Consider the following 24,739-nt stretch of genomic DNA (forward strand, 5'->3'; position numbering starts at 1 on the left):
AGAATTTTATAACTTAACCCTTTCGAAGTCACGCACTTTGAAAGGGTTTTTGTTTAACAGAAGTCAATACACAAATGAATGAAGAAATATTACAATATCTCTGGAATTTTAAGAAATTCCGGAGTTTCGATTTTGTTTCCGTCGATGGAAAGAACATTGAAATCTTAGAATTCGGCGAATGGAATAAGAATTCGGGACCGGATTTTTTGTTTGCAAAGATTAAAATTGACAACATCATTTTCGCCGGAAACATCGAGATTCACACCAAAGCATCGGATTGGTTTTTCCACAACCATTCCGGAAATCCCGAGTTTGGGAATCTGATTCTTCACGCCGTTTACATCAACGATTGCGAAATTCCTGAATTGGAAAACCAACAGATTCCGACCTTGGAACTCAAGGATTATATTGATGAAACCTTGATTCAGAAACATCAGAATTTGAGAGAAGAACATTCATTTATTCCGTGCGAGAATTTGTTTGATAAAGATAAAATCCCATTGTTTTTTGAAGAAGAAGTTTTGCTGAAAAAATTAGATTTCAAATCGGAAGCTTTGGAATTATCATTAAAGAAAAATCAAAATAATTATGAAGCGGTTCTGTTTCAACAATTGGCTTATACGTTTGGATTGAAAGTCAACGCGGAGATTTTTCTTCAATTGGCGGAAAGTCTGGACTTTTCTGTCATTCAAAAAATCAAACAGAATAAAGTTCAGTTGGAAGCTTTGCTATTCGGGATTTGTAATTTTCTGGATGAGCCAAAAGATGAAATGATGAAAGTCTGGAAACGGGAATTTGATTTTCTGAAAGTGAAATTCAATTTGTCAGAAGTTAGAATCAATCCAAAATTCTCAAAACTCCGTCCACCAAATTTCCCTACGATTCGGCTTTCCCAATTGACGAATCTTTATCATTCTCAGCCCAATCTTTTTTCTAAGATTATTGAAGCGAAAATGATTGATGATTTGTATTTGATTTTCGACAATATTTCAGCTTCGGAATATTGGGACCATCATTTTAATTTTGGGAAAATTTCACCGGTTGAAAGTCAGAAATTGTTGAGCAAAGATTTCATCGATTTGATTATCATTAATGCGATTCTACCCATCAAATATTTTTATCAAAAGAATCACAATCCGGAAATTGTAGATGATATTTTTGACTTCTACAAACAGCTGAAGTCGGAGAAGAATTCTGTTCTGGATGAATGGAAAAACTTGGGTGTGAAATTTGAAAATGCTTTGCAGACACAGGCTTTTCTTTACCAATACAAAACATTTTGCAGTCAGAAAAAATGCTTAAATTGCAGTATCGGTTTTCAGTTGTTGAAGAGCCACGATTAAAGTAATACATCCAAAATGAAAGAGCCAATTGTAATCAACGGAATGCGCCACAAAATGGAACGAGAATGGTTTGGCGTACTCACAAGATACGGAACCAAACTCGGAATTCCTGTTTCGAAACTGCGTGTTTTCTTTATTTATTCTACGTTTGCGACGGCTGGGATTTTCTTTTTGTTTTATCTTGGATTGGCTTTTATGCTCTGGATTAAGGATTGTATTGTGACGAAGAGACCGAGTGTTTTTGATTTGTAAATAATTTTATTTCTCGCAGATTTAGCAAATTTTGCAGATTTCAGCTTAAACATCATATTGTCATTCCGCAGGAATCTCAACAATCTAGATTGACTTCGTCGAACCACTTCCTTAGGTTTCCTACGGAATGACAAACGCTTTATTTGTGACAAATGATGTTTTGTACTGAAATCCGCAGCCCGGCTTGAGTGGAAATCCTTTTTTGTGGCTGGAAAGGCGGTGGCAAAAAGATTGGGAACGGAAGACGGAATAGCTGCCCAAATCATTTCCAAACAAAAAATCCGATTGAAAAACTCAACCGGATTTGTATTTTGATATATTAGTCTAAATTCTAATATCTAACTTCTAAAATCTAGATTATGGATTTGCAGTTTTAAGGTTTGCAGATGCATATTCTCTGTTCATTCTTGCGATGTTCTCTAGAGAGATTCCTTTCGGACATTCTACTTCACAAGCGCCAGTGTTGGAACAGTTTCCGAAGCCTTCTTCGTCCATTGCTTTTACCATATTCAGAACTCTTCTCTTAGCTTCTACACGACCTTGCGGCAACAATGCGAACTGAGATACTTTTGCACCAACGAACAACATTGCAGAACCGTTTTTACAAGAAGCCACACAAGCGCCACAACCGATACACGCTGCAGCATCCATCGCTTTGTCAGCGTCTTCTTTCGGAACCAGGATTGCGTTGGCATCCAACGTGTTTCCGGAAGTATTCACAGAAACGAATCCGCCGGCCGCCATTACTCTGTCAAAAGCACTTCTGTCAACCACCAAATCCTTGATCACTGGAAAAGCAGCACTTCTCCAAGGTTCGATGTGGATGGTTTCGCCATCTTTGAAATGACGCATATGCAACTGGCAAGTCGTGATTCCTGTATCAGGTCCGTGCGCTCTACCGTTGATGTAAAGTGAACACATCCCACAGATTCCCTCGCGACAATCGTGGTCAAATGCTACTGGATCTTGTCCGTTGTTGATCAACTGCTCGTTTAGGATATCCAACATTTCCAGGAATGAAGAATCCGTGGAAACGTCAGCTAATTTATAGCTTTCGAACTGACCTTTCGTTTTATTATTTTTTTGTCTCCAAATTTTCAGCGTAAGATTTAAGCCTTTTTTTGCACTCATTTTGTATATATTTTTGAATGGAGATTATTTGTAACTTCTTGCTTTAACTTCAATATTCTCGTACACAAGGTCTTCTTTGTGCGCTACCGATTGATTGATGTCCATACCTTTGTATTCCCAGGCTGCAACGTATTTGTAATTCACATCGTCACGTTCCGCCTCACCTTCAGGTGTTGCGTGATCTTCACGGAAATGCCCTCCACAAGATTCATTTCTGTTCAGTGCATCAATCGCCATCAATTGTCCTAATTCTAAGAAATCTGCTACTCTGAATGCTTTCTCCAATTCTGGATTCATATTGTCAGAATCACCAGGAACTCTTACATCTTTCCAGAAGTTGTTTCTCACTTCCTCGATTTCTTTGATCGCTTCTCTCAAGCCTTCAGGCGTTCTTCCCATCCCAACTTTGTTCCACATGATGTGACCCAATTGTTTGTGGAAGTGATCTACCGTGTGCGTTCCTTTATTTGTTAAGAAGAAATTGATCTTATCCTTAACTTCTTTCTCAGCTTCGTTGAATTCCGGCGTATCCGTAGAGATTGCGCCAGTTCTGATGTCTGCAGAAAGATAATCTGCAATCGTGTAAGGTAAAACGAAATATCCATCTGCCAAACCTTGCATCAAAGCAGAAGCTCCAAGTCTGTTGGCACCGTGATCTGAGAAGTTGGCTTCCCCAATTACGAAACATCCAGGAATTGTAGATTGAAGATTGTAATCCACCCAAACGCCACCCATGGTGTAGTGAACTGCTGGATAGATTTTCATAGGTGTTTTGTAAGGATCATCGGCAGTGATCTTCTCGTACATTACGAACAAGTTACCGTACTTCTCCTCGATCCAAGCTTTTCCAAGATCATAGATCTGCTGATCTGTAGGATTATGAATATGTTTTTCGATAGCGGCCTCTTTACCTTTTTTCATGATTTCTGTAGAGAAATCTAGGTAAACGCCTTCTTTCGTATCGTTGTTTTCGATTCCGTATCCAGCATCGCAACGTTCTTTTCCAGCTCTGGAAGCTACATCTCTAGGAACCAAGTTCCCAAATGCAGGATATCTTCTTTCAAGATAATAATCTCTGTTTTCTTCAGCTATATTTTCTGGTCTCAATTTTCCTTCTCTGATGGCAACAGAATCTTCAATATTTTTAGGAACCCAGATTCTTCCAGAGTTTCTAAGGGATTCTGACATCAAGGTCAATTTAGATTGCTGCGTTCCGTGAACAGGAATACAAGTCGGGTGGATCTGAACATAACAAGGATTTGCGAAATACGCTCCTTTTTTATGAATCTTCCAAGCGGCAGAAACGTTGGATCCCATTGCGTTAGTAGAAAGGAAATAAACATTTCCATAACCTCCGGAAGCAATTACAACGGCGTGTGCAGAATGTTTTTCAATTTCTCCTGTTACAAGGTTTCTTGCGATGATTCCTCTTGCTTTTCCATCAACAATTACAAGATCTAGCATCTCGTGACGGTTGTGCATTTTGATTCTACCTTTACCGATTTGACGGCTCATTGCAGAATATGCGCCTAATAATAACTGTTGTCCAGTTTGTCCTTTTGCGTAAAACGTTCTTTTTACCTGAACACCACCGAATGAGCGGTTGTCCAATTGTCCGCCATATTCTCTTCCGAATGGAACACCTTGTGCCACACATTGGTCGATGATATTTGCAGAAACTTCTGCCAATCTGTAAACGTTACCTTCTCTAGCACGGTAATCTCCACCTTTGATCGTATCGTAGAACAATCTGTAAGTTGAATCTCCATCACCTTGGTAATTCTTGGCAGCATTAATACCACCTTGAGCCGCAATAGAGTGTGCTCTTCTTGGAGAATCCTGATAACAGAATGCCTTTACATTATAACCTTGCTCGGCAAGCGTCGCAGCAGCAGAACCGCCCGCTAATCCTGTTCCGATGATGATAATATCTATTTTGTCTCGGTTGTTTGGTGCAACCAAGTTCATGTGATCTTTATGATTTTTCCATTTGTCCTTAAGTGGACCAGCAGGAATTTTGGAATCTAAACCCATAATTTATTTTATTATTATTGAGTAACGAAATGATAAACAGCGATGATGATGAATCCTAGTGGAATAAGTACAGAGTACCAATTTCCAAAAGCTTTGATGAAAGGCGTGTACTTAGGATGTCTTGCTCCGATGGACTGGAAAGAAGACTGGAAGCCGTGTGCCAAATGCAGACCTAGCAGGACGAAAGAAATAATATAAATTACAACTCTCCAAATGCTACTGAATTTACCGTGCAGATCTCCCCAGAAACGATTTTCCTCTACTGGAAGACCTTCGATGTACTTGTAATTCATCTCGTGGTACCAGAAATCGTACATGTGCAAAGCAAGAAATGCCAAGATCACAGCACCTGTAATGATCATATTTCTAGACATCCAGGTAGAGTTGGCTTCCCCTTTGTTCATCGCATACTTCACAGGTCGTGCTCTGTTGTTTCTGATTTCAAGGATGAATCCCATTACGAAATGGAAAATTACTGCGACCATCAATACTGGCTGCATCAAAAATTGAATCAAGGGATTGTATCCCATAAATTGAGAGGCATTGTTGTAAGCCGTTTCTCCGAAAATTGATAATAAATTTACGGAAAGATGCATTACCAAGAAGATCAGCAAAAACATTGCTGAAAGTGCCATAGCATATTTTCTGCCTATCGAAGACGTAGTCCCTGCCATAATTCTGTTTGTTATTTGAATTTCCACAAATTTAGAAAATAGTTGACCCAACTAACATTGAGAAATGTCACAAAAATACAGTTTGTAATCTTTCTAAATAACTTTAAAGGAATGTTAACGATATTTCAAATCTGATGGTCAATCTATATTATATGAAAAGAAAAATCCCGAAATTGATTCGGGATTCTGTCTATTATAATTCTTTTCTCAATCTTGCGACCGGAATGTTGAGTTGTTCTCTGTATTTTGCAATCGTTCTTCTCGCGATGTTGTAGCCTTTTTCTTTAAGAATCCCTACCAAAGCATCGTCTGTGCAAGGTTTTCTTTTGTTTTCTTTATCGATGGCTTCCTGCAAATGTTGTTTGATTTCTTTTGTAGAAACTTCCTCGCCGTCATCATTGGTCAATGAATCGGAGAATAGGTTTTTCAAATAAACAATTCCGTTTGGTGTATCTGCGTATTTGCTTTTTACAACTCTCGAGATTGTAGAAATGTCAAATCCTGTGATATCGGCAACATCTTTCAGAATCATTGGTCTGATATTTTTCTCGTCGCCAGAGATGAAATAATCTTTTTGAAGCTTTACAATTGCTGTAATCGTTTGCAAAAGTGTATTCTGTCTTTGGTTGATGGCATCGATATACCATTTTGCAGCATCCAGTTTTTGCTTAATGAAAAGCGCTGCTTGTTTGTGCTCTGCAGATTTTTTATCGTGAGAATATGTTGTCAAAATCTCCTTGTACTCGTCAGAAACTCTTAACGAAGGTGCATTTTTATTATTTAATGTTGGAATAACCTGATTGTCCTTTACTTGGAGCACAAAATCCGGGATGATTTCTTGGTTAATGGTAATCGTTTGAGTGTCAAAGTTTCCACCAACTTTAGGCGACAATTTTGCAATCTCTTCCAAGGCGTCTTTCAAATCCTCTTCCTCGATGTCGTATTTCTGGATGATTTTGTTGTAATGCTTATTGGCAAGTGCATCAAATTGATTTCTCAAAATATTTCCTGCCAGAATTACAGTTTTATTGGAGCTTACCTTTTTCTCGATTTGAAGCAAAAGACATTCTCTCAAATCTCTTGCGCCAACACCTGGCGGGTCCAATTTCTGAACGTAATTTTCAAGAATATAGGTCACTCTCTCAATGGTTGTATAAATACCTTGTGAAAATGCCAAATCATCAACGATAGATTTAATATCTCTTCTCAGATAACCGTCTGTATCCAAGTTTCCAATCACATATTCACAAATTTTCAAATCTTCTTCCTCAACCGTTGACAATCTGATTTGCTCCAATAGATAATCGTAAAGCGTTTGCCCTTCCGTCAAAAGTGACTGATTGTCAAATTCCTCATCGTCCGCAGAATAGTTGCTGCTGGCAGTTTTATAATTTGGCTCGTCATCATAAAGATAGTCATTGACATCGAAATCCGTTTCTATGCTTTCTGTGCCTTCGTTTTCGTAGGCTTCTTCAGCAGCGGTGTAGTCGTCTTCTTTACTTTCCTCTTCATTTACTTTTTCCAAAGCAGGATTTTCCTCAAGCTCTCTTTCAAGTTCTTCTTCAAATTCCAAAGTATGAAGTTGTATCAGCTTCATCAGTTGAATCTGTTGTGGAGCAAGTTTTTGTCCGAGTCTAAGTTGTAGATTTTGCTTTAGCATATTGGTAACGTTTATCAATTATGATTAACTTTTACGAAGTTAAAAAATAATTTTCAAAAAACAGTAGCTTTAGCACGATTTTTGATGAGTTAATGAAAGTTAACAAAAAACCTTCAGATTTTTCTGAAGGTTTTTTGCGTTTATTCTACCAAATTTTTATTCTTTTCTCAGGAGCAACATACAATTTGTCTCCAGGTTTGATATTGAAGGCTTTTTGGAAAGAATCCATATTGACCAATGGTCCAAAACTTCTGTAGTAGCCAGGCGAGTGTGGGTCTGTCTTCACCTGATTGGTCATATATTTGTCGGTAGATTTAGTTCTCCAAACGGTTGCCCAACTCATAAAGAATCTTTGGTCCTGTGTCAAACCACTGATTTCTCCTGGATTTCCGTGGTCTTTCAAATACATTTGTAATGCGGTGTAAGCGACATTAATGCCGCCCAAATCTCCAATATTTTCGCCACTCGTGAATTTCCCATTCACAAAACTTCCTGTCACAGGTTCATATTTATCATATTGCGCAGCCAATTGTCCCACTTTTTCGTCAAAGTTTTTTCTGTCACTTTCTGTCCACCAATTGTTTAAGTTTCCATCGCCATCAAATCTTGACCCGCTGTCATCAAATCCGTGCGAGATCTCGTGACCGATAACGCCACCAATTCCGCCAAAGTTAACCGCAGGGTCTGCATTGAAGTGGAAAAATGGAGGTTGCAAAATCGCAGCTGGGAAAACAATCTCATTATTAGAAGAGCTGTAGTAGGCATTTACAGTTTGTGGCGACATTCCCCATTCTGTTTTATCTACGGGTTTTCCGATTTTGTCAAGGTTTTTAGCATAGCTCCATTCAGAGATTTTCTGAAGATTATTGTAATAAGTTCCATTGTTGGAAGCCAGTTGCAAATTCAGTTTAGAATAATCTTTCCATTTGTCTGGGTAAGCAATCTTCACTTTGAATTTTGATAACTTTTCCAAAGCTTTTTCTCTCGTCACAGGAGACATCCATTCTATATTTTCTATGTGCAGTTTGAAGGATTTTTTAATATAATCAACATAGGTTTCCATTTTTTGTTTCGCTTCTGCCGGGAAATATTTCTCAACATAAAGCTTTCCAAATGCTTCTCCCAAAACGCCGTTGATGACGCCCAGTCCACGCTTTTCCATAGAACGTTGCTCCTGCTGACCTTGCAGATATTTGGAATAGAAATCAAAACGGATATTGTCCAGATTCTGACTGAGATTCCCCGCATTGTTGTTCAACAGGTCATATTTCATATATTCTTTGATGAGACCGATATTTTTATCCGTCATCCAAGAATCCATATTTTGATAATATTTTAATTCCCCGATGATGACTTTGTCGGTATTGACACCAACTGTTTTCAGATAATCGGGTAGGTTGACATTCTTCACCAAAGGTTTTAGTTCTTCAACAGTTTTGGGATTGTAACGTAAATTCGCATCACGGCCTTGTTCCAGAGTTAGAAGGTCTTGCGCCAGTTTCTTTTCGAAATCCACAATTTGCTGAGCTGTGACATCTGGGTTTTTGCTTCCAAGAACTGTTTCAAGTTTGGTAACATAATTTTTATATTCTGCCAATGTTTTGGTGTTGGCCTCATTTACTTTTTGATAATAATCTTTGCCCAAACCTAAACTAGGTCCGCCAAGATAAACAGCGTTCATCACAGAATTTTTCATATCCGCACCAACTCGCCAGCCGTAAAAAGGATTATCTCCTGAAGGTGTTGCATCTATCAAATATTTCTGTAAATCTTTTACATTTTTAATTGCATCGATTTTTGTCAACTGAGATTTGATAGGATTGATTCCTTCTGCATTTCTCTTGTTCCAATCGATGAAAGTTCCATAAAGCGCCTGGATTTTTTCACCTTCGGAGTTAGATGCGAATTTCTCAGAAAGTACCTTGTTCAAAATATCCAATGATGCCACATCCACATCTTCCCTCAAAGCGTTGAACGAACCCCAACTTGGTTTGTCCGATGGAATCACGGCGGTTTTCATCCAACCTCCATTGACGTAATTGTAGAAATCATCCTGAGGTCTTACGGATTTGTCCATATAAGAAAGATTAAGTCCTTCTTCTTTTATTTCCTTTGGTGCTTCTAATTCTTTTTTCGGTTCTTCCACTGAGGTTTTCTGTGAGGTAGAGCAAGATTCCAGATAAAATGTTGCTGCAACAGTCAGGATGTAAACACTGATTTTTTTCATTGAGATTTATTTTAAGACTTTCAAAAGTAGGGAATTTTAATTTTTCATTAATGTTCTAAAATTAAAAATCCCACTCGATTGAATGGGATTTAAGAAATGCTGTATTTATAGTTCCAGATTATCCGGGTTTCTTCTGTTGTCCCAAAAAGCTAAAATTTCTATTTTATCATTTTGAAATCTGAAGAATAATGAATAATATTTAAGGATTTTAATTTTATATATTTCATCAAAGGCAGTCTTTATTCCAATTTTAGGATTTTCAGATAGCTCTAATTGTTTTTTCTTGACTTCAAGTCTCAATTTTTTAGAATAAGTTTCAGATGAATTATGAGTATTCCAATATTCTAAAGTTTCCGCTAAAGATAGCAAAGCCTTTTTTGTCCATTTTATTTGAAACATTTATCAAGGATTTTTTCAGCCTCACCTTCAGTGAAAAATTCTCCTCGATTGGCTTGGTCAATGCCTTCTTGCAATTGTTTTCTCTGCCAATCTGTTAAATTCTCCTTTTTAGAAACCTCAAATTTTATATTCAATTCCTTCAAAAGTGCTTCAATTAATTTTAATTGATTTTCAGATTCGTTATGTAAAGTAATTGTGCTCATTTTTAAAATTTAAGTAAAGTTAATAAAAAATTCCTTCAATTAAAACTGAAGGAATTTGCTTTTTAATATTTGATTAATGCTTAAAACTCTGCATTTTTAGGCGTTCTCGGGAAAGGAATCACGTCTCTGATGTTTGTCATTCCAGTTACGAAAAGTACCAATCTTTCAAGACCTAATCCAAATCCAGCGTGTGGCACAGAACCGAATTTTCTAGTATCAAGATACCACCAAAGTTCGTGCTCATCAACACCGAAGTCTTTCATTTTTTCAAGAAGAACGTCGTGTCTCGCTTCTCTCTCAGAACCACCGATGATTTCGCCGATTCCCGGGAAAAGAACGTCCATCGCAGCAACAGTTTTTCCATCATCATTCAGTTTCATATAGAACGCTTTGATTTCTTTCGGATAATCGAAAAGGACAACTGGTGTTTCGAAATGTTTCTCCACCAAATATCTTTCGTGCTCAGACTGCAAATCGGTTCCCCATTTCTCAATCGGATATTGGAATTTGCCTTTTTTATTTTCTTTTGAGTTTAATAAAATCTCAATTGCTTCCGTATAAGAAACTCTCTTGAAACGCTTCGCCACCACGTTTTGAAGTTTTTCAATCAAGCCTTCTTTTGCTCTGTCTTTCTCTGGTTTCGATTTCTGCTCTTCTTCGAAACGTTTGTCAAGGAACTCCAAATCATCTTTGCAGTTGTCCAAAACATATTGAATCACATATTTCAAGAAATCTTCAGCAAGGTCAATGTTATTTTCAAGATTGTTGAACGCAACTTCCGGCTCAATCATCCAGAACTCAGCAAGGTGACGCGTTGTATTCGAGTTTTCTGCACGGAAAGTCGGTCCGAAAGTATAAATTCTTCCTAATCCCATCGCTGCAGTTTCGCCTTCCAATTGTCCAGAAACGGTCAAGTTGGTTTTCTTTCCGAAAAAGTCCTGAGAAAAATCAATTTCGCCTTCTTCGGTTTTCGGCATATTATTAAGGTCAAAATTCGTAACGCCGAACATTTCGCCAGCACCTTCTGCATCAGCTCCGGTGATGATTGGCGTGTTGATGTAGAAAAATTGATTTTGATTAAAGAACGAGTGAATCGCAAAACTCACCGAGTGACGGATTCTGAAAACTGCTCCAAAAACATTGGTTCTGAATCTCAAATGCGCCTGCTCACGCAATTTCTCCAAACTGTGTTTCTTTGGCTGAAGAATCGTGGACTGCAATTCCTCAAAGAAATTGTCGCCCAGAATCGTGATTTTTTTCGCAATGATTTCCACGGTTTGTCCAGCGCCTTGGCTTTCCACCACTTCACCTACAATTTTCAAAGACGAAGCCGTGTTGATTTTCTTGATGGTTTCCTCATCAAAACTTTCAAAATCAACCACGATTTGCAAATTATTAATCGTAGAACCATCATTCAGCGCGATAAAACGATTGGAACGGAAAGCCCGAACCCAACCCTGAACGGTAATGTCGTGATGTAATACTTTTTTGTAATCTGCTAATAGGTCTTTAATTGTCTGTCGTTTCATTGTACAAAATTAATGTGCGCAAATTTACGAAAAAACGTTGTAATTTATTGTGAGATTATCAACAGAACTATTCCATTTTAATTTGAATCGATTTTTCTCGCAGATTTCACCAATTACGCAGGTTTTTTTCGAGGCTTTTATCTGCTCAATCTGCCAAATCAGCGAGAGTAAATATCTTAATTCAACAAAACAGATTTTTTCAACAATTTACCGTTTCGGATTTTCCAGGCGTGGTAGGAACTTGGAACATCAAACTGCCATTTCGGTAAGATTAAAATAATCAAAATGACATCCAGATGTGAGATGAAACCCAAGACCACACAAAGATAAAATGCCCAGCCAGCCTCAGAAAATCCAATGAGAGAAGTGAAAGCAATAAGCAAACTCAATCCCCAAAGTTTGGCCAGCCAAGCGTGCGTGCAGGTTTCTTTCCCGAATTTCCAAAGGCTGACGATGTAGCACAAGGCTTCCATTACGAAAATCAAAGCGATGCTTTTCCAGTGTTCTTGGATGATTTCGGGATTCAGAAAATAAGTGGCGAAACCAATCGATAACCAAAAAACCAAATCAGTTTGGCTGTCCAATCGTCTCAGTTTTTCTGATGAAACGCCAACTTTCCTGGCGATGATTCCATCAAAAATATCGGTGAACAATCCGAAGTACATTAATATTAAAATCAAATTCCGGGAATTTTCAATTTCAAAGTAAGCCAGCAGGAAGATAATTGGCGCAAGTAGAAATCTTGTCGCGATGAGAATGTATGGTAACTTTTTCATAATTAATGTTTTAAAAATTATGGGATACGTTTGAATTTTTCTGCGTAATTAATCGTTCGTCCGGCCCACATTAGAAAAAGGAAAGAACCGTTGTTATCGTTGTAGCTGTGAATCACAAGATTATTGTCTGCCGTCAAACCGATTCTGGATTGGGAAACTTCGCATCCGCCAAGGAAGTAGGGGATTCCGGTGCATTTTGTCGTTCTGTTTTTCAAGGTCAAGATGCCGTTTTTCAAAGTGGCGTTCTGCTTGTAAGAATGTTTCACCGAATCATTTTTGAATAATGTCAATTCCAGTTCGTAAAGCTTGGGTTCCAATTTTTTAGATTTGATTTCCAACAAGTCGCAATCTTCCAAACCTTGATTTTTCAAATCCAACATTCTGGCAATTCCTATGGATTCGCTTGGTTTTGAGATTAATGAACTTGAGTTGTCATAACCTTTGAATTCATACTTTCCTTCGATTGACTTCCCGTTGTTTTCAGAAATCCTTGTTAAATCGTATTTGATTAATTTTCTGTCAAAACTGACGCAAGAAGTGAGCGTTGTCAGAAGAATGGCGAGTCCTAATATTTTCGTTTTCATAATTTTATCTTTTAATGATGATGTAAAATTATATTCGAAACTCAACTTTCTCAATGCGGAAAAGAATTAATATTTTTTCTAAATTTGTGAAAATCGCAAAAGATGTATCAGGAACTTTTATTGAAACAAATCAGAAGCAAGATTGGAGACAAATCTCTGAACGATGAGATTGCCAATGTTCTCAACATCAGCTACGATGCATCACACCGAAGAACCTCGATGAAATCTAAATTTTCTCTGGAAGAAAGTCTGGTTTTGGCAAAATATTATAACATTTCGCTGGACAGTTTTATGGAAAGCGACAACCAAATCATTGCGAAGAAAACCAAGCCCATCAGAACGGTTACGGATTTGCTCAATTATTTTGATGACGCGTTGCATCTTCTGAATGATTTCAAAATCAACAAAGAAACCGAGGTTTACTATTCCGCGAAGGATATTCCGTTTTTTTATACGATTTCGGATTCGGTTTTGTCGAGGTTTAAATTGTTTGTCTGGATGAATCTCCTTAATGAAAAAGACTTTATGCAACCTTTCGACGATTTCAAATTGGAACGATATTCCGACAAAAGTGAAGATTTGAAAAGCCTTTATGAGAATTTGAATGTCACAGAAATCTGGAACAACACCACAATTTCAAGCATTCTGAATCAGGTTTTATTTTATTCAGAAATCGAAATTCTATCTGAGGAAACTGCGAAATTAATTCTCGAAGAACTGAAGGTTTTAATAAAAAGTATTGAGAAAAAAGCAGAAAATGAAAATAAGAATTTCCATATTTATGCCCACGATATTCTGATTCTGAACAACAGTATTTTATTCAAAAACGAAGAAAAATCGTCGCTTTTCGTGCCATACAATATGTTTGGCTATATGATGACGGATGACCAAAGTACGTGTGATGATGCGCTCAATTTCTTTCAACATCAAATCAAAAACTCGACATCGCTGAGTTTCTCCGGACAACGCGACCGCAAAAAATTTTTCAATAGTATGTTGGAAAGAATAGAAAGTCTGAAGAATTCGATTTAGGAATTACTCATCCTTTTTCGAAGGCACCAGGAAAACATCCATCAAACCTTCCGGCAAAAACATTTTGATGAATTTCTCCTCACGATTTACCTCAAGAATCCAGTCTTTGATAAGCGGAATAATGATTTCTTTTCCGGCAAGATTCAGAATGAAATAATTCTGAGCCGTCATATCGTTGATGGAAACAATCGTTCCACAAGATTTTCCATCCTCTTCACGGATTTCGAAACCGACAACTTCGTGGTAATAGAATTTTTTTCCCGTCAATGGCGGAAGCGTAGAAAGCGGAAGGTAAACGCCCTTTCCAATGGTCTGATTCACCAAAGCTTCGGAAGAATTTTTGAAAGAAAGGATTTTCGTGTCGCCTCTCTGCCACTGCTGTTTTTCAACAAAAAACGGAACCAGCAATCCATTGATTTCCAAGAAAATCGATGTCAGTTTATCGTACATTTCAGGTTGGTCTGTATCCAGTTTCAGGATGACGTTGCCTTGCAGTCCGTGCGTTCTGGTAATGGTTCCTAAAAAATAGCAGTCTTCTTTTCTCATTATTTCAAAAATTAATTTTCTTCTTTCCCCGGCCCTAAAGGGTGGAATGAAAATCAATTTGCGCCTGTCATCCTGAGCGGAGTCGAAGGAAGGGCTGGGGAAACAAATTGATTTTTATTAAACAACAAAGACACGAGATTATCGTGTCTTTGAGATTGTATCTTTTTGTAAAGAATTAAGCCTGAGTTTCTTCAGTTCCTTCTGCCTCAGCAGTTGGTTCTTCAGTCGCAGTTTCTTCAGTTGCAACTTCTTCAGCAGGTGCGTTTGCAGCCTCTTCAGCAGCTTTTGCATCAGCTTCAGCTTTCGCAGCAGCGTCAATTCTTGCTTGGTTTACTTTAGCTTCAGCTTCCAAAGCCGCTTTCTTAGCGTCAGATTTTGCTGTCGATAAACCTTCTACTTTACCTTGTACTTTAGCATCTTTAGCGTCAACCCAAGCAGCGAATCTCTTCTCAGCTTCAGCCTCGTCAAAAGCACCTTTAGCCACACCACCTTGAAGGTGTTTTTTGTACAAAGCACCTTTGTAAGAAAGGATAGCTCTTGCAGTGTCAGTTGGCTGTGCACCGTTGTTCAACCATTTAACAGCAGAATCAACATTCAAATCGATAGTTGCTGGGTTTGTAATTGGGTTGTAAGTACCTAATTTTTCGATGAATCTACCATCTCTTCTAGCTCTTGCATCCGCAACTACGATGTGGAAGAAAGGTTTTCCTTTCGAACCGTGTCTTTGTAATCTGATTTTTACTGACATATAATTTTAAAATTGTGGGAACACGTCCCGGTTAAATATTAAGTGTGCAAAGATATACAAAATTTTCGATTACGAAAAATTTTAGTTAGAAGTTGGTAGCCAGATGTCAGAAGTTTTTTCAAACCTGGAATATTGAATAAAAAAACTTTGAATCTTCGGAGCCGGGAACCTGCTTTCCGTTGCAATTCCTCGCGCCTTGCTTTTCCCATCGCTTGCTGTGGGATTTCCACTGCAATCAGGGCTATGGGTTTCGCCGTTATTAGAAAATTGATTGTGTATGATTATCTGTTTTTTAACAAGATCCAAGAATTGTATCTGTGAATAACTTCCGTGTCGGGTTCTGTCCACTCCAAAGTGTACCAGAATGTCCCTGTTGAAAGAAGCTTACTTCCATCTTTCCCATCCCAAATGTAATTGCCATCTTTCCCTATGAAGACAAATCTACCATAGCGGTCAAAGATCTTGAAAGTGACATTGTTTTTCAGACGCAGGGCAGAATAGTCCAGAACATCGTTTTTCCCGTCGCTATTAGGAGTGATCACATTCACAAGGTCAATGTTGGAAAACTCTCGCATTGTAGGGATACATTTTTTAGCACTTCTTACGTAGATCTGCTGGATGCCTTTCGGAATATTGTTGAATACATTGGAAGCCTGCCAAATGATCCCGTTCAAAGAATATTCGTAAGGTGCAGTTCCGCCTATTGCTGTAACGGTCAATCGGTCATTTTCAATCTCCAGGATCTTGATGATGACCTCTTCCTCTGCAATCACTTTCACAAATTGCCTGGTCGTACAATTTTCAAAGGTCAGGTCCACCCAATGTTCACCTACCTTTAACGCTCCAGAAGAAGCTTGATCGGATCCAGAACTCCATAGATAGGAATCGAATCCAGGTCCCGCATCCAGCGTAATGCTATTTTCTTTGCAGATGGTAACATCTTGTATCAAGCTGGATATTTTTGGACTCTTGAATATTAATTTCAATTCTCCCACAGCTGGACAGTCCACACTATTCTGAAAGCGGAAAAAGAAACTTTTATCGGCTTTCAGATCTTGGGAAAAAGAAATACGATTGGTGTCTTTTTTCGCATCGTTCATTGTTTCGTAAACCGTTGCGGTAGCTTGCGTCGTAAAGAACGCAGTGTAATCATTGAGGTCAATTAGTTCGTTTCCGGAGCGGTCTGCGTCACAGATCTGTAATGGCTGTACTGCATTCAAGATGATTTGAGGTGCAATTTTAAAATTGATAGTTCCGAAGACAGAAGGGCAGCCATTTTTACTTTTCACCTCTACGATCACGGTTGTGTCTGAAGTAAATGCAAAATCATCTGGCAACACGGTTCCAGGAGCGGAGGAAAAATAATAATAGACATCAAAATCATTCGGGTCAATGACAATCACTGGCGTAATATCAGAGAATTTCAAACTTACTGAGCCATCCAGATCATTGTCACAAATATTGGCATCATATAAACTGGTATCCACATTTGGTACAGGATAGAAACTTAGTTTGATCTCCGTAGCATTTTCACAACCAGAAACTGTTTTTACCCACGCAAAGACAGATCTTTCCACTGAAGGAAAAAAATTAGGTGTCAAGATCTCTGTACCTGGGAGGTGAGCCTGAGCCGCTGGTAATGTCTGGTAATATTTGGTGTCTGCAACGCTTTCGCTCGTCAGATTTGCCAAAGTAAGATTAAAAATACCTTCGCCATTACTGGTCTTGCAAACTTTAAGTTCTGGTATATTCAAAGTCAATGGTTTCCAATTGACTTTGATGGTTTCTACTCGGAAACACTCGGTCACCGTACTTTGGATCCTGTAGTAATAATCATGATCACCAAGTGCGATCGGAGTTGTGATCCTGTTCTCATCATACGTTGCATCTTCGTAGGTCCCATAGTACGCGATGTTGAAATCTGGATTGCCATTCAAGATCTGAGTATCATAGTCAGATAGATCGTACAAAGTACTGCTGTTGCAAACGTCGATTGGAGCTACCGAACCAAAAGGATTGGGCGCGGTACCGAATGGGTCTTCCAATATTGCAGTTCCTGTCCAGTTGAGGCTAAAAGCACCATTACCAATAGGTCTATCTATTAATAAGAAATAAGATTCTCCAGCTATTACATTGAGAGATTTCACATAACTGTCGCCATCATCACCTGGACCTTCAGAATAGTGACCATCTGGCTCAGAATCTCTCATTCCTGTATGATTATCTGCAGAGCCAGCCATAGCAGGATTGGTTGTGGAACAACGAATAGAACTTCCCAAACTTCCACATGAAGCGTTAGGCCCAAAAATCCAAAAATCGTAGTCAATATTAATATCGGTACTCGTTGGGATAAGGTCAAAACCTAAAGTTCCGCTTGTCTTTGCTGTGAATTTTAACCATAAGGAATTATGTTCTTGTCCATTACAGGTATTACTGTAATCAATCTCCTGCACACCATAACCGGTCGGGTTTAGTGTAATGGTTTGATTTCCACAAATTTGGATATAATTAACGCAGTCATTCGCTTCTCTGTTCTGAGAAAAGATCAACGAAAAAAGAAATAAAAAATAGAGAATGGATAGCTTTTTCACCAAGGTCATTTAGTTTTGTGCAAAACTAAAAATAACATTGACTCATTACAAACTTTTTTTGCAATCATTTAGCTTAAAGCCTTTTTATAAGTCTCCAAAGCCCTTTCCCTCGCAAATTTATGCTCTACGATTCGGTTCTCCACAATGTCTTTTTCAAAATCAGGATTCCATTTTCGGATGTATTTCAAATCCTTGTCAAACTTCTTCGTCTGCTCATCTGGATTGAAAACCCGGAAATATGGCGCCGCATCGCAACCACAACCTGCCGCCCATTGCCAGTTTCCGTTGTTGGCTGAAAGGTCGTAGTCCAACAATTTCTTCGCAAAATAAGCTTCGCCCCAGCGCCAGTCAATCAAAAGATGTTTTGTGAGGAAACTGGCAGTGACCATTCGGATTCTGTTGTGCATTCTGCCTGTTTGGTTCAGTTGCCGCATTCCTGCATCTACGATGGGATAGCCTGTTTCGCCGTTGCACCATTTTTCAAATTCAGATTCGTTGTTTCGCCACGGGATATTTTCGTATTTTTCTTTGAAACAATAATTGACAACTTTCGGAAAGTGAAAAAGGATTTGCATAAAGAATTCCCGCCAAATCAATTCATTAAGCCAAGTTTCGTTGTGACTTAAGGCGAATTTCACACATTTGCGAACGGAGATGGTTCCAAACCTGAGCGCAATTCCCAAATGCGTCGTCGCATCCAAAGCTGGGAAATCCCGTTTTTTATCGTAGTCATCAATGATTTTCGATTCCAGCGTTGGTTCTTCAAAATCGAAATCTGTTTTCTCAAATCCGATTTCCTTTAAGCTCAATATTTTCTTCGAAGGTAAATTCAGAAATTCGGTTTTATCAATCTTAACGGATTTGTAATCGTCTTCGGTGAGAAGTTTTTTCCATTTGTTTGAGAAAGGTGTGTAAACCGTGTAAGGTTCGCCGTTGTCTTTTGCAACTTCATTCTTTTCAAAAATAACTTGGTCTTTAAAATCAAGAAAATCAATCTTATTTGAATTGAGAAATTCCTTTATTTCTTCATCTCTTTTAATCGCTGAAGGTTCATAATCCCGATTGCAATAGACGGATTTCAAATCATAATCTTTCTGCAATTGTTTGAAAATCTCCAAAGGTTTTCCATAGAAAGTCAGAAGATTGCTTCCGGATTCTTTTAGCTCCAGATTGATTTTTTCTAAAGCCTGATGAATGTAATCGACGCGTCGGTCGTATTTATCTTCAAGCTGACCCAGGATTTCCTTATCGAAAATAAAAATCGGAGTCACTTTCTCGCCGGACTTCAAAGCTTCGAACAAACCTTTGTTGTCTTCCAAACGAAGGTCACGTCGAAACCAGAATATTGAAACTTTTTGCATTGATTTGATTTAAATGAGTTAAGATTTAATTTTGAATGTCTAAAGCACTGTAAAATACTAAAATCACATTCAGTTTGTCATTCCGTAGGAATCTAAACTCGTGTGTTTTCACAATGTTGAGATTCCTCCGGAATGACAAAAAACTGTTAGATTAATTTAGCACTAAGTAAAGACATTCAAGTATTTTTAAAAATAATCTCGCACAGAAATCAGATTTTACAAAATTCAATAGAAATGAAGATTTGCTGTATTTGCTAAATATGAGACTTTTAAAATTTATCAAATAAAAATTATTCCAAACTCCCCATATAGAACAATCCCAAACACTGTTGGTTTTCTTCGATGGTCAAAGCATCTTTCAGTTGCTCAACGATTTTTGGGGAACTCCAGTAGCAACCTATATTATTTGCTGTGCAAGTCAAATACATATTCTGAACCGCCATAGAAACGGCGGAAATCTCCTCCCAATCTGGAACCAATCCACTGAAATTGACCACAATTGAAACTACCACATTCGCCTTCGAAATCTTGAATCCAATATCATCATATTTCTTCTGAAGAAACTGAGCTTCCGCCGTTGAATTTTTATAAATGTTTTGAAGTTCCAATCCAAGCTTTTGTTTTTCCTCACCTTGGAAAGTTTTGAAACGCCAAGGTTTCGTGCGCTTGTGATTGGGTGCCAGAACGGCGTTGCTTAGGATTTCGTCAAGAATATGTTGAGGGATTTCTTTGTCGGAGTAATCTTTTGGGAAGATGCTTCTGCGCTCTTCTATGATGTTTTTTAAAATTTTAGCGTTTTCCATATTCAAAGATACAAGAATCGAGGCAAAAGGACAAAGTGATAAGACTCACGCTAAAAAGCTTCCATCATCCATCTTCCAACTTCCATCATTCTAAAACACCTCCACAATTTCCTGCCCGATTTTATTCAAGACAAAGGAATCGCCGGCTTGCATTCCCATCATCGTTTGCGCCATTGGACTTTCTGGCGAGATGGCGTAGAAGCGGTCACCTTGGAAGAAAAATTCCCCCAAAGAAACCGAAATGTAAAAACGAGCTTTGTTTGTGATGACCAGCGAACCAAGTTTCACCTTGTCGGAAACGGAGTTCAGCACTCTACGCATTTCGCGTTGCATATTTTTCAGCGAAACCATTTGTTTGTCCAAAAGATAAATTTCCTCCTGGATTTCTTCTCTTATCGAATCGTATTTTGAAGTTTTCTTGATGTCTCGGCTGGCTTCCAGAGAGAAGTTGAGGTAAAACTCAAGCGTCTTCACTTTCCCCGAAATGCTGTCATTCACAAAATTGCGCAACTCACTTTTATCGTAAACCGTCTTCTGCATAAATCCAATTTTGAATAAAGATAATAATTAATAAAATAAATAAAAAACCTCTCTAAAAATATTTAGAAAGGTATATTTCAACTATGAAAATCATAAATTATTCCAAAAGGTCAGGCCGTCTTTCCTTCGTCACTCGCACCGCTTCATCGTGCAACCAATCTTCAATGGCTGAAGTATTACCACTCAACAAGATTTTTGGTACAGACAATCCTTTGTAAGTTTCCGGTCTTGTGTAGATTGGAGGCGAAAGAAGATTGTCCTGGAAACTGTCTGTCAATGCACTTTGCTCGTCATTCAAAACGCCAGGCAAAAGCCGGATGACGGAATCTGCCAAAACGCACGCTGCCAATTCTCCACCAGTCAAAACGTAATCGCCGATGGAAATTTCTTTCGTGATGTGAAGGTCACGAACACGTTGGTCAACGCCTTTGTAATGTCCGCAAAGGAAAATCAGATTTTTTTTGATTGAAAGTGTATTGGCAATTCTTTGGTTCAAAGTTTCGCCTTCCGGTGTTAGATAGATGATATCATCATAATCTCTTTGCGATTTCAGTTCAGAAATACAGAGGTCCAAAGGTTCGATTGTCATAATCATTCCTGCGCCCCCGCCGTAAGGTTCGTCGTCCACTTTGCGGTGTTTGTTGGTGCTCCAATCTCTGATATTGTGAAAATGTACTTCTGCCAATCCTTTTTCCATCGCTCTTTTCAAAATCGAGGTTTGGAACGGGCTTTCCATCAGTTCCGGAAGTACACTTATGATGTCTATTCGCATAATTATAAATGATGAATGATGAATGATAAGTGATGAATTGCAATCAATTATCATTTATCAACTATCGATTATATTACTGTTCTGTAGCATTTTTTCGAGACGGCGCAATGATCAACCTTAATGAAGAATCTTTGTTGATGTAACTCCACATCCAGTTGAAGAAAATAGCCAGCTTGTTTCTAACGCTCAGAATCAGCATCAAATGTAAGAACATCCAGAAATACCAAGCAAGAAATCCCTGAAATTTAAATTTAGGAAGGTCGACAACCGCGCGGTGTTTTCCAATGGTTGCCATCGATCCACGGTCGATATATTCGTATTCTGTCCAGTCTTTTTCCGACTCTTTTTTGAAATTCCTAGCCAGATTTTTCCCTTGATTGATGGCTACATTTGCTAGCTGTGGATGCGCTTGTGGGTACTTTGGCGTTTCCATATAGGCAATGTCACCAATCGCAAAGATGTTGTCGAAACCTTTGACTTTGTTGTATCTATCAACGATGTATCGGTTTCTTACAAGGCTTTCTATGTTAAAATCATCAATAATATTTCCGGTCACACCCGCTGCCCAGATCACATTGTTTGTTGGAATAGAGTTTCCACTTTTCATATAAATGATCTCGCCGTCGTAATCTGTTACGCGTTCATTTTTTAGAAAATTGACGCCCAATTGTTTTAGATATTCTTCGGCAGCGTCTTGGGATTCCTGACTCATCGCTTCCAATGGTTTGTCGCCAGAACTTATCAAAATAATATTGAGGTCGGAAAAATTCATTCTCGGATAATCTCTTGGGAGAATGTGAGATTTCATTTCAGAAAATGCACCCGCTAATTCAACACCTGTTGGTCCGCTTCCGACGATCACGAGATTCCAATTCCCATCGTCACTGGCTTTTCTTTCGATGATCATTTTCTCGAAAGTCATTAAAATGTGATTTCGGATGGTGATGGCTTCCTGTGTATTTTTCATTCCGAGCGCCAGGTCTTGCATCTTTTGGTTGCCGAAGAAATTGGTCTTGCAGCCTGTTGCGATCACAAGTTTGTCGTAAGTGAAAACGCCGTCGTCGCCAATTACTTTATTTTCAGACGGAATGATCTTCTTAACCTCTGTCATTCGAAACTGAATGTTTTTTGACCTTTGAAAAATTTTACGGAAAGGGAAGGAGATATTGGATGGTTCGATGCGTCCTGTTGCCACTTGATAGAACAACGGCTGGAACATGTGGTGGTTCATCTTATCAATGACCATGACCTTATATTTTCCTTGGTTATTAAGATTTCGGGCCAACTGTAAACCTGCAAAACCACCTCCGATGATGACGATCTTTTCCCTCATTGTGAATTTTTTATAAAATTAAGGTTTTTATTTTTCTTGGCATTAAGCAAATTTTATGCTGAATGAGACGATTGAATAATAATTTATGTCATTTTAAAATAAAAAAGGAACCCTGCCAAAGTTTGACAGGATCCCAAAAACACAAATGATGAAAAACTAATTTTTATAGAAACCTTGTTGATCAAGGAATTATAATCTTATTGAAATGAAATTAAAACTGGTAGCTCACACCAACAGTATAATTTCTAGGTCTTGTTTTGTAGCCTACGATGTCAACATATGAAGTGTTGAAAAGATTTCCAACGTTTGCAAATGCTTCGATCTTGTCTGTGATTTTTTGATTGATATTCAAATTGAACAGATGGAATTTTTCATTGATTACATTGACAGTTGAGAAAGTGGAAGAATCATAATAAGCATCGGTCCTTGTTCCAACAAATTGGTGGTTGATGTACAACCTTGTCGATTTGAAAGGTTTCACTTCAACGTAAGAGTTGATTCTCTGTTTCGGCTGGCGCAACATCGAAGCTTCTTCATCTTTTTCCACATAGCTGAAGTTACCACCAAAACCGACATAATCATTCACATCATAATCAAAACCAATTTCAAAACCTTTCGCCTTGTTCTGATCAACATTCAGATATTGTCCTGCGAATGTTACAAAGTCAACAGTTTGATAAGCGAAAACATCTTTTTCCTGACGTTGGAAAAGGCTTGCATTCACCACAAATGATTTGGAAGTGTTCCCGATACTTAGGTCAATTTCGTGGCTTTGGTTGGTCTCAGGCTTCAAATCTGAATTTGGCAGGATGTATGGCAAAGAACCATAGTTTTGATATAACGTTGGTGCGATGAAGGCGGTCGCGTAGGAATAGCCAATTTTGAAAAACAAATTTTCAGTTTCTCCCAAATAATAAGGATTGATGGAGTAGACCCAGTGATTTCCGAATTTGGAGTTGTCTGTCATTCTTGCGCCAGCATCCAAGTTGAATCCTTTGTAATTCACATTGACCTTTGCAAAAGCATCGAAGTTAGAGATTTTTGTATCATCTTTTAAAAGTACATCTTCTAAAGCTGTTCCTTCCCAAGGCAAAGAGGCGGCACCCATTTTTTGATCTTCATACTGCACACCAACTGTGAAGTTGAAGAAGTCATTCACTTTATAGAAATTGTACAATTCTGAGAACAGGTTTTTTCCTGTGTAAGAAAATTGGTCATTGTACTTGTCTGAATAAAAATTCTGACCCAATCTGTCCGTTCCGGAATATCTGGAATTGAAAACCACTTCTCCATTGTTATACTTGAAGCCTGCATTCAAACCACCGAAAAACTGTTTGTCATTTCCTCTGTAAAGTCCGTCTGTGAAAGCGCCTTCGTCATATTTGTACAAATTATGATTCCAACCTCCGGATAGATTGACGTTGAACTTTTCATCCGAATAACCCACGTTGGCAGACAAGTTTTGTTTCTCCCAGCCATCTTTGTCAAAAGAATCATTGCCTTCTGCAGAAGAGATGCCCTGCGATTTTTCATTGAATCCGCTTAATTGATAATTGAACTTGTCAAGTTTTCCTTTAACTGTTGCGTTTTGAGAAAATGTGTTGAAAGATCCGCCTCTTGCAGAGATAATGCCTTCAATTTCTTTCTGGGAAGTTTTTTTGGTCTTGATGTTAATGACAGAAACCGTAGCATTGGAACCATACAAAACAGATGATGAGCCATTCAAAACCTCGATGCTTTCTACACTTTCCAAAGCGATGAGACGAAGGTCGGAAACAGTGTAGTCATTGCCCGTCACATCTTTCAACGGAATGCCATCCAAAAGGATCAAAACATTGGCGCTTTTGCCACCTCTGATCTTCATAGATTTTGGTTCTGTCTGATTGTTGAAGTTTCCTGTAATTTGAAAACCAGCGACTTGGTTCAAGACATCATTCAACGTTTGGCCTTTGAAGTTGACAAGGTCTTCCTCTGTGAAAAGCTTTACGTTTTTCCCTGTTTTGTAAAGCTGTTGTGGGATTTTGGAAGCTACAGTCACTTCTTCGATGGAAGTGGTCTCATTTTGTTGGGCGAAAAACGATGCACCAATGGTAAGCATGGCGCCAGCCAAAAATACTTTTCTGTTCATTAAGATATAATTAAGTTTATAAAATAACTTCCAGAAACAAAGGCATGAAAATATAGCACAACGCGTGTATAGA

The 24,739-nt window shown here is 38.4% G+C and carries 22 protein-coding genes; 3 read left to right on the forward strand and 19 right to left on the reverse strand.

All coding sequences use genetic code 11. The features are described 5' to 3' along the window. Positions 1 to 74: 74 nt before the first annotated feature. Entirely contained in the window at positions 75 to 1,343 is a 1,269-nt protein-coding gene (locus BMW39_RS01015) for a DUF2851 family protein (protein WP_034976509.1), read from the forward strand. A gap of 15 nt (positions 1,344 to 1,358) precedes the next feature. Further along, complete coding sequence (locus BMW39_RS01020) at positions 1,359 to 1,595, forward strand: hypothetical protein (RefSeq protein WP_034969986.1); 237 nt, start codon at positions 1,359 to 1,361, stop codon at positions 1,593 to 1,595. Between the two features lie 357 nt (positions 1,596 to 1,952). Here the strand turns inward: BMW39_RS01020 and BMW39_RS01025 are convergent, their stop codons facing one another. The 10 genes from BMW39_RS01025 to BMW39_RS01070 all read right to left on the reverse strand — a co-directional run bounded on the left by BMW39_RS01025 (position 1,953) and on the right by BMW39_RS01070 (position 12,812). Then, a complete protein-coding gene (locus BMW39_RS01025; RefSeq protein ID WP_034976511.1) occupies positions 1,953 to 2,726 on the reverse strand; it encodes a succinate dehydrogenase/fumarate reductase iron-sulfur subunit in 774 nt (257 codons plus the stop codon). 24 nt (positions 2,727 to 2,750) lie between these two features. Continuing rightward, positions 2,751 to 4,760 (reverse strand): fumarate reductase/succinate dehydrogenase flavoprotein subunit, encoded by a 2,010-nt coding sequence (locus BMW39_RS01030; RefSeq protein ID WP_034976513.1) that lies wholly within the window; start codon positions 4,758 to 4,760, stop codon positions 2,751 to 2,753. A gap of 14 nt (positions 4,761 to 4,774) precedes the next feature. Next, positions 4,775 to 5,434, reverse strand: coding sequence for a succinate dehydrogenase cytochrome b subunit (locus BMW39_RS01035; RefSeq protein WP_034976515.1), 660 nt, complete (start codon positions 5,432 to 5,434; stop codon positions 4,775 to 4,777). Positions 5,435 to 5,627: 193 nt separating this feature from the next. Further along, the gene (gene rpoN / locus BMW39_RS01040) at positions 5,628 to 7,094 is read right to left on the reverse strand and encodes an RNA polymerase factor sigma-54 (protein WP_034976517.1); all 1,467 of its coding nucleotides are present in this window, start codon (positions 7,092 to 7,094) and stop codon (positions 5,628 to 5,630) included. A gap of 145 nt (positions 7,095 to 7,239) precedes the next feature. Next, complete coding sequence (locus tag BMW39_RS01045; RefSeq protein WP_034976519.1) at positions 7,240 to 9,321, reverse strand: M13 family metallopeptidase; 2,082 nt, start codon at positions 9,319 to 9,321, stop codon at positions 7,240 to 7,242. 105 nt (positions 9,322 to 9,426) lie between these two features. Further along, a complete protein-coding gene (locus BMW39_RS01050) occupies positions 9,427 to 9,720 on the reverse strand; it encodes a type II toxin-antitoxin system RelE/ParE family toxin (protein ID WP_034976520.1) in 294 nt (97 codons plus the stop codon). Beyond that, the gene (locus BMW39_RS01055) at positions 9,708 to 9,923 is read right to left on the reverse strand and encodes a DUF2683 family protein (RefSeq protein WP_034976522.1); all 216 of its coding nucleotides are present in this window, start codon (positions 9,921 to 9,923) and stop codon (positions 9,708 to 9,710) included. Before BMW39_RS01055 ends, BMW39_RS01050 begins: the two co-directional genes overlap by 13 nt. 80 nt (positions 9,924 to 10,003) lie before the next feature. Continuing rightward, positions 10,004 to 11,452 carry an asparagine--tRNA ligase gene (asnS, locus tag BMW39_RS01060; protein WP_034976524.1) on the reverse strand — a complete coding sequence of 483 codons (1,449 nt, stop codon included), beginning with the start codon at positions 11,450 to 11,452 and terminating at the stop codon, positions 10,004 to 10,006. A gap of 176 nt (positions 11,453 to 11,628) precedes the next feature. Then, positions 11,629 to 12,228 carry a CDP-alcohol phosphatidyltransferase family protein gene (locus BMW39_RS01065; RefSeq protein WP_034976526.1) on the reverse strand — a complete coding sequence of 200 codons (600 nt, stop codon included), beginning with the start codon at positions 12,226 to 12,228 and terminating at the stop codon, positions 11,629 to 11,631. Between the two features lie 17 nt (positions 12,229 to 12,245). Further along, a complete protein-coding gene (locus BMW39_RS01070) occupies positions 12,246 to 12,812 on the reverse strand; it encodes a hypothetical protein (protein WP_034976527.1) in 567 nt (188 codons plus the stop codon). 102 nt (positions 12,813 to 12,914) lie between these two features. Here BMW39_RS01070 and BMW39_RS01075 point away from each other — a divergent pair, with 102 nt between their 5' ends. Beyond that, positions 12,915 to 13,844, forward strand: coding sequence for a helix-turn-helix domain-containing protein (locus BMW39_RS01075; RefSeq protein ID WP_034976529.1), 930 nt, complete (start codon positions 12,915 to 12,917; stop codon positions 13,842 to 13,844). Positions 13,845 to 13,847: 3 nt separating this feature from the next. Here BMW39_RS01075 and rimM read toward each other — a convergent pair whose 3' ends face one another. From rimM to BMW39_RS01125, 9 genes are all read right to left on the reverse strand, one after another. Continuing rightward, entirely contained in the window at positions 13,848 to 14,390 is a 543-nt protein-coding gene (gene rimM, locus BMW39_RS01080) for a ribosome maturation factor RimM (protein ID WP_034976531.1), read from the reverse strand. A 175-nt stretch (positions 14,391 to 14,565) separates the two neighbouring features. Further along, positions 14,566 to 15,138, reverse strand: a complete 573-nt coding sequence (locus BMW39_RS01085; protein ID WP_034970017.1) for a 30S ribosomal protein S16 — start codon at positions 15,136 to 15,138, stop codon at positions 14,566 to 14,568. A 281-nt stretch (positions 15,139 to 15,419) separates the two neighbouring features. After that, on the reverse strand, positions 15,420 to 17,729 hold the full coding sequence (locus tag BMW39_RS01095; protein ID WP_165569348.1) for a T9SS type B sorting domain-containing protein: 2,310 nt from the start codon (positions 17,727 to 17,729) through the stop codon (positions 15,420 to 15,422). Between the two features lie 68 nt (positions 17,730 to 17,797). After that, positions 17,798 to 19,090 carry a cryptochrome/photolyase family protein gene (locus BMW39_RS01100; protein ID WP_034976537.1) on the reverse strand — a complete coding sequence of 431 codons (1,293 nt, stop codon included), beginning with the start codon at positions 19,088 to 19,090 and terminating at the stop codon, positions 17,798 to 17,800. Between the two features lie 290 nt (positions 19,091 to 19,380). Further along, positions 19,381 to 19,893, reverse strand: a complete 513-nt coding sequence (locus tag BMW39_RS01105) for a nitroreductase family protein (protein ID WP_034976540.1) — start codon at positions 19,891 to 19,893, stop codon at positions 19,381 to 19,383. A gap of 90 nt (positions 19,894 to 19,983) precedes the next feature. Beyond that, entirely contained in the window at positions 19,984 to 20,433 is a 450-nt protein-coding gene (locus tag BMW39_RS01110) for a hypothetical protein (protein ID WP_034970033.1), read from the reverse strand. Positions 20,434 to 20,530: 97 nt separating this feature from the next. Next, positions 20,531 to 21,205: a tRNA (guanosine(37)-N1)-methyltransferase TrmD gene (trmD, locus tag BMW39_RS01115; protein WP_034976542.1), complete on the reverse strand. Its 675-nt coding sequence runs from the start codon at positions 21,203 to 21,205 to the stop codon at positions 20,531 to 20,533. Positions 21,206 to 21,278: 73 nt separating this feature from the next. Then, positions 21,279 to 22,538, reverse strand: a complete 1,260-nt coding sequence (locus BMW39_RS01120) for an NAD(P)/FAD-dependent oxidoreductase (protein ID WP_034976544.1) — start codon at positions 22,536 to 22,538, stop codon at positions 21,279 to 21,281. 211 nt (positions 22,539 to 22,749) lie between these two features. Further along, positions 22,750 to 24,666 (reverse strand): TonB-dependent receptor plug domain-containing protein, encoded by a 1,917-nt coding sequence (locus BMW39_RS01125; RefSeq protein ID WP_034976546.1) that lies wholly within the window; start codon positions 24,664 to 24,666, stop codon positions 22,750 to 22,752. Positions 24,667 to 24,739 lie beyond the last annotated feature (73 nt).

This window comes from Epilithonimonas lactis (genome assembly GCF_900110605.1).
Lineage (GTDB): Bacteria > Bacteroidota > Bacteroidia > Flavobacteriales > Weeksellaceae > Epilithonimonas > Epilithonimonas lactis.